The following is a 6,000-nucleotide window of genomic DNA, read 5'->3' as shown; positions in this document are numbered from 1 at the left end:
CCCTGATTCAGATCCCCCATTATCCCCCTTAATAAGGGGGACTTTTCAATCTAATTCCCCCCTTTTTTAAGGGGGGTTAGGGGGGATCTATGTACCTAATTACAAAGTTGACATGCTCCCTACTCCCTACTCCCTACTCCCTACTCCCTACTCTCGACTCCCTATAGTCTATTCAAAAAATAGCTTTCAGGAAAATATTCACTAATCATCATCACCGATTGGTGATTAGAAAAGACGCAATAGGTACGAAAAAGCAAATTTGCTTCCGGTTCAATATCGAAATAATCAGCTAATTCGTTAGCAGGCTTTTTTCCAGTATCCACAATTTCTTTAAAGGTCTCGAATCTCTGCTCTCGCCAGATTTTGCCAATGGGGGTTTTAGTTTTAAGTAAATCTTTTTGAAAGTACTCATCTAGACGATCAATAACAATAATTGACTCAGCATAGATATAATTCTTGCGACTTATTTTACCCTGTAATAGTATTTTCCTATCAAGGACTGAGCTTCCTTTATTTAATTGCATTGGATCTATATCATCAGTTGTCGTTACCAATTCTTCCGACAACTTAACTAGACGAATCTGTTCAAACAGATAGGCTTCCAACATATCGGTTACTGTGCCATCTGTCGTTAAGAGAATTCTTTGGAAAATACTCAGAGTCGAGGGGTCTATATAACTTCGACTTAGGGATTGCTGTAGATCATTTCTCATTTTTAATAGCAATTATTATTGGGGTGAGGTATAAATTCTTGGGTTTTAGGGAGTAGGGAGTAGGGAGTAGGGAGTAGGGAGTAGGGAGTGGGGAGTGTGGGAAGTTTGGGGAGGGTGGGGAGTGGGAAAAAATTATCCAAGCTCTTTCCTACTTTTCCCTGTTCCCTATTCCCTGTTCCCTATTTCCTTGTACCTATAACACCAAAAAATTTTCCAAGGTCTTTCCTACTGCTCCGAAGTCCCTGCTCCCTGCTCCCTTGATAAAAACGCTATATATAGCGTTTATTGCATGTATGAGGTACAATTATCAACCTCAAAGTCCCCCTTTTTAAGGGGGACCAACGGGGGATCCCTTTGTACCTCATGGGAAAGAGAATTGCTATATATATCCTGCGCCACCTTTCGATATTTGCGATTTTACAAATACTTCCGCAATATCAACTCCAACTTCTCCTTAGTTGCTTCTGGAGCCTGATCTAAGGGAGTGAAAATAGCATGCTTCAAGGCGGAATGGGCTTTAGAAACGGGTGGATTATCAACTAACCGGCGCACTGTCTCTTGAATCACCTTCTGAGCATTAATCGCATTGCGCTGTAGATTATCAAGTATCATATTCACGGTGACATGGTCATGATCCTCATGCCAGCAATCATAATCCGTGACTAGGGCGAGGGTAGCATAGGCAATTTCCGCCTCCCGTGCTAACTTGGCCTCTGGCAAATTGGTCATGCCAATTACTTTTGCGCCCCAACTCCGGTAGAGATTAGATTCGGCCATGGTGGAAAATGCTGGCCCTTCCATGCACAGATAAGTCCCACCGTTATGTACGGTCACCTCTGGTAACTCCAAACTTGCGATCGCATCCACTAAAATTCCCGCCAGTTGGTTGCACACCGGGTGTCCAAACCCAATATGAGCCACAATCCCTTCCCCGAAAAAGGTCGAAACCCGATTCTTCGTGCGGTCAATAAACTGATCCGGTACCAGCATATCTAAGGGTTTGACCTCTTCCTGGAGAGAACCTACTGCTGAGGCAGAAATGATATACTCCACGCCTAACTGCTTCATGGCATAGATATTGGCTCGGAAGGGTAACTCCGAAGGCATCAAATGATGATTGCGACCATGACGAGATAAGAAAGCCACAGTAGTTCCTTCTAGGGTTCCCACCATCAAGGCATCGGACGGAGGACCAAAGGGGGTTTCAATGGGTACCTCCTGCACATCCTTGAGAGCAGCCATTTTGTAAAGTCCGCTACCGCCAATAATCCCAATTTGTGCTTTTACCATGGTGTTTGTGCTTGCTGTGCCTCAGTCCAACGCTTTGTTATTTTACCAATTGTATTAATTTTTGTTAAGGGATTTTAGGGGAAGAGTGTGGGGAGATAGGGGAGTGTGGGGAGATAGGGGAGTGTGGGGAGAGAGGGGAGAGGGGAGACGTAGTTTTCGATGAAGTTGGTATTTTAAGACTATTTTTGTTGATCAGCCATGTTGGTAATCATTTATTACTCGATTCAAGACTTCTGAGCAAAACCAAAAGAGCGATGCTCTGAAAGAGCCGCTACGCGAACGCATTTTCGCAATCGAAACTAGCCTTGAGCAAAGCAAAAGCCTGGCATAGAGTTAAGTCACGACTCCCGACTCCCGACTCCCGACTCCCGACTCCCGACTCCCGACTCCCGACTCCCGACTCCCGACTCCCGACTCCCGACTCCCGACGATTCAAACTAAAATCTTAAACCAAATCCACCTTGAACAGAAGCAGCGACGCCGCCACCCTCCCGATAGGCATCAAAAGCAATAATCGCATTACCAAACAAAACCGTTTGGCTATTAGGGATCATAAAATCAATACCAGGTTGTATAGCAAAACTCGTTTTATCTCCTACTGGTGAGGGAGAGTGACCGCTAGCAAATACAGCCCCTGCTCCCACGTAAGCATCGGTTTGCCAATTAAGGGGGAAATCGTAACTAATTGTTGGCACAATAGCAGTGCCAGCACCAATCAGGGCTTGTGTCCGGAAGGAAATCGGGATTTCTAGGAATTTGTAGCGAAACGCAATTAATCCACCAATTTGCTGACCTTCTCCATCATCATCCTTTGTAATACCAAAGGTAGGACCGATTCCCACATAACTTCCGTAGGCAGCTTGAGCAAATGCTGGTTGCGACTTAATGATTAAACTAGCCAGACTCCCCAGCACCAGCGTTCCTAGTGTGGACAATAAACCAATAGCATTACCCATTTCCTCAACTCCTCAATACCTAATTCTAATGATGGCTGCTTTCTCGCTCATATTAGCTTAATTGCTGCGGTGAAACTAATATAGCAAAGGTAACAGGGAACAGGGAATAGGGAACAGGGAATAGGGAACAGGGAATAGGGAACAGGGAACAGGCAAGAAAGTAAAAATTATTTGATTATAATAGAAACCGCTATATACAGGTTGATGTTTTGTTCACTGTTGATAGTTAACTTTAAATCAACGCAATCCATTAAGCAATCTATTCTGGTTAAGGGGGTTTTCAACTCAAGTCAACTCGAATATACTGAATCGACTCAGTAGCTTTTGAATTTGTGCGATAGCTAATTTTTTGACAATAGAAAAAAATCAAGTAGGCTGATTTTTTTCGTGGTCAATTTATATGATTAAAACTTTATAGCGTTTCTCATAGTTATCAGGTAAACATGATTTTATTCCTACTCCCTACTCCCTACTCCCTACTCCCTGTTCCCTATTCCCTATTCCCTGTTCCCTGTTCCCTACTCCCTACTCCCTACTCCCTACTCCCTATTCCCTACTCCCTACTCTAAAATAGTGTCACAAACATCTAGGATGAAGTCCACCATAGGTACAAATATATCGAAGTTGCTGCTCATCTAAATTTTTAACATTGGTAAAATTCACCCCCTTAATCCGGGCTAAATTCGATTTAGGTGGTGGCAAGGTAATAAATTGATTAGCCTTGTTCTGTTTAGCCATAGCAAAGGTAACTCCCAGAAAATCTGCTCCAGCTAAATTAGCCCCTCGCAAATCCGCAGCACTTAGATTAGCGTGACGTAGCTTAGCATTGTACAGCTGGGCATTGCGTAAATTAGCCCCTACCAATTGGGTTGAATTGAAATCAACATTTTTGAGATTAGCATTACTCAAATTTGCCCTAGAAAGATTCGCTCCTTGCCAGCTTGATTGACTTAAATCAGCAGAAGAGAAATCACTCCCCACAGCACTAACTTTGCCCAAACGAGCACCATGAAGACTAGAGAGACTGAATTTTGCTTCCCCCAAATTGGCTCCTGTCAGGCTAGCATTTTCTAAGATAGCTCTACGGAAATCAGCATTAATCAGCTGGGCACTGCTGAGATTAGCACCGATCAGGCTACCGTTATAAAACCTTGCTCGGTTCAGGGTTGCCCCGATTAAATTGGTGCGATTCATCAAGACATTGTCGAGAATAGCACCAGTTAGGTTAACTTCTCTGAGATCAGCTCCGCTGAAGTCACTGACCCAATCATCAAAAGTGCCAAAATGTTCATCCTCACCAGGGCCATAGAAGCGACTACCCTGCAAATTAGCACCGGACAAATTAGCGTAGCGGAAATTAATGCCCGACAAATTCAGATTGTTCAGAATTGGATTAAAATAGCCATAACCCTGATTAACCTTACTGAGGTTAATATAGCTCAGGTTAGCATTATGCACTTGACCGTCGTAGATAGTCAGAATTTTCGAGATAGCTTGCTTAGTTGCTCGGTGCCGCACCGCTAGCACTCCCCCAACCCCTGGTTTACCTTCCCTGGTTAGGGTTTTCTGGTCGTTGGCCAAAGATTGATTCAATATTCGTAGATGGGGAAGGGGTTGAACACCTTTACTGACCAAGGTTTGTTGGAGGGTATCAATCAAGCTAGGGGTGTTTTCCTGACCCAGCAAATCCACCAGAAACGGTACAGCACGATGGTCGTCTATCCTACCTAGAGCCAGAATTGATCCCATACGTTCTTCTTGAGCAGTGCTATCAGTGGAGCTTAATTGTTTCACTAAGGTCAGAAAGACCTGATTTTTCTGCTGATTGAACGCTCGCCAATTGGCCTGACTTTGAATATAGATTTGGGTACCCACAAACGTGCCGAGTACAGAACCCATCCCGCCAAAGGTAACAATTAGCAGAGTAAGACCAGGATTTCGGCGCATCCACAACCAAAGATTGGGGGAGTGCTGTTGAGATTTTGAGTACAGGGTAATGGGATTAACTGTTGCGCTACGGTAACCCCAGGTAGCTTTCTGGTGATTAGACCATTGCCCATCAGTTTCCTCCTCTAGCTCAACCTCTTCATACTCTGGTGAGGGGGAGGATTCAAAACTTGACCAGTACGGCAAGAGCAACCGAGAGGAATCCGACACATAAGTTCCGGCTATGTAGTCGTGGAGGCTGCGATGTTGAGCATTTAATACAGAACTAAAACTCTCTGCCAATAGCATCAATCCTGCCAATCCCAACAAAATTAACAAGTCGGGAAACGCTCCAGTGTAGCGCCAGAGTAAATAAGCACTTCCCAGTGGTAATCCCCAGCGTCCCACTGCCTCACGCCACACCGCACCGATCAAACCAGGCGGTTTTCCCGAAGCGGTAACCACTCGCACTCCAAACCAACCTTTGGGAATAGTTTGACCAGTTTTTCCCAGCAGATAAAGTTGCCATAGGGTTACTCCTACTGGCATCACTAACGAAGCACACCAAAAAAAATTGGTCAGGGGAGTGACTCGCTTGGTTAGTTGTAGGCGCGGGTAAGCTAGAGTTTTTGCGATCGCATTCTGGGTTGCCCCCAACACTGGGTTAAGGGGAACCGGTTCTGCCTTCGAGTATTTTTCTGCATACAAACCAATCCCGTAAGGGAGCAATGCACTAGTAGTTACCAGCGATACTTCCAAAAGCGCTGCCACGCAACGCCTAGTCACCAGTGGCAGAACCAAGTTCAGTCGCAGCGGAAAATACCAGCTACCTTCTCGATGTTGACCTGTTTTTAGAGTGGGGCTAGCCATATTTAATTACCAGGCTGCTTATGGTTGCTTTGTAATGACTTTAAACGCTGATTTCAAGGATCAGTAAGCAAATTCCCCGAGATTATAGCAGATTTTGCTTGATACCATTTTTTTTTGCAAACACCTGATGACTATGTTTAACTATGTCTAGACTTAACCGGTTGAATACCGGCGAGAGCACTGATCCGCTATGAAATCAAGCCTCATTATTATATAGCAGTTTTAAATTGGGTGAGGTACCCGTC

At 44.5% G+C, this 6,000-nt stretch carries 7 protein-coding genes; 2 read left to right on the top strand and 5 right to left on the bottom strand.

The features are described from left to right. Window positions 1-161: 161 nt before the first annotated feature. The 3 genes from F6J94_RS02970 to F6J94_RS02960 form a co-directional block, all read right to left on the bottom strand. Window positions 162-713 carry a chorismate pyruvate-lyase family protein gene (locus F6J94_RS02970; protein ID WP_293036728.1) on the bottom strand — a complete coding sequence of 184 codons (552 nt, stop codon included), beginning with the start codon at window positions 711-713 and terminating at the stop codon, window positions 162-164. A gap of 2 nt (window positions 714-715) precedes the next feature. Next, window positions 716-853 (bottom strand): hypothetical protein, encoded by a 138-nt coding sequence (locus F6J94_RS02965; RefSeq protein WP_293019735.1) that lies wholly within the window; start codon window positions 851-853, stop codon window positions 716-718. A gap of 277 nt (window positions 854-1,130) precedes the next feature. Next, a complete protein-coding gene (locus F6J94_RS02960) occupies window positions 1,131-2,003 on the bottom strand; it encodes an S-methyl-5'-thioadenosine phosphorylase (protein ID WP_293036726.1) in 873 nt (290 codons plus the stop codon). A gap of 305 nt (window positions 2,004-2,308) precedes the next feature. On the opposite strand from F6J94_RS02960, the gene F6J94_RS02955 reads away from it, so the two are divergent. Further along, window positions 2,309-2,452, top strand: a complete 144-nt coding sequence (locus tag F6J94_RS02955; RefSeq protein WP_293036724.1) for a hypothetical protein — start codon at window positions 2,309-2,311, stop codon at window positions 2,450-2,452. Here F6J94_RS02955 and F6J94_RS02950 read toward each other — a convergent pair. After that, window positions 2,441-2,959: a hypothetical protein gene (locus tag F6J94_RS02950; protein ID WP_293036722.1), complete on the bottom strand. Its 519-nt coding sequence runs from the start codon at window positions 2,957-2,959 to the stop codon at window positions 2,441-2,443. The two genes, F6J94_RS02955 and F6J94_RS02950, sit on opposite strands and share 12 nt — an antisense overlap. A gap of 443 nt (window positions 2,960-3,402) precedes the next feature. Here F6J94_RS02950 and F6J94_RS02945 point away from each other — a divergent pair, with 443 nt between their 5' ends. Then, the gene (locus tag F6J94_RS02945; protein WP_293036720.1) at window positions 3,403-3,528 is read left to right on the top strand and encodes a hypothetical protein; all 126 of its coding nucleotides are present in this window, start codon (window positions 3,403-3,405) and stop codon (window positions 3,526-3,528) included. 7 nt (window positions 3,529-3,535) lie between these two features. On the opposite strand, the gene F6J94_RS02940 is transcribed toward F6J94_RS02945, so the two are convergent. Next, entirely contained in the window at window positions 3,536-5,755 is a 2,220-nt protein-coding gene (locus F6J94_RS02940) for a pentapeptide repeat-containing protein (protein ID WP_293036718.1), read from the bottom strand. Window positions 5,756-6,000: the final 245 nt, after the last annotated feature.

The sequence above is a fragment of the Moorena sp. SIO1F2 genome (assembly GCF_010672755.1).
In the GTDB taxonomy this organism is placed as follows: Bacteria; Cyanobacteriota; Cyanobacteriia; order Cyanobacteriales; family Coleofasciculaceae; genus Moorena.
This window is presented reverse-complemented; position numbering and strand designations above follow the sequence as displayed.

Excerpts from the sequence above, each read along its gene's own strand:
- F6J94_RS02970 (WP_293036728.1), bottom strand. The coding sequence starts at position 713 with ATGAGAAATGATCTACAGCAATCCCTAAGTCGAAGTTATATAGACCCC.
- F6J94_RS02960 (WP_293036726.1), bottom strand. The coding sequence starts at position 2,003 with ATGGTAAAAGCACAAATTGGGATTATTGGCGGTAGCGGACTTTACAAA.
- F6J94_RS02950 (WP_293036722.1), bottom strand. The coding sequence starts at position 2,959 with ATGGGTAATGCTATTGGTTTATTGTCCACACTAGGAACGCTGGTGCTG.
- F6J94_RS02945 (WP_293036720.1), top strand. The coding sequence starts at position 3,403 with ATGATTTTATTCCTACTCCCTACTCCCTACTCCCTACTCCCTGTTCCC.
- F6J94_RS02940 (WP_293036718.1), bottom strand. The coding sequence starts at position 5,755 with ATGGCTAGCCCCACTCTAAAAACAGGTCAACATCGAGAAGGTAGCTGG.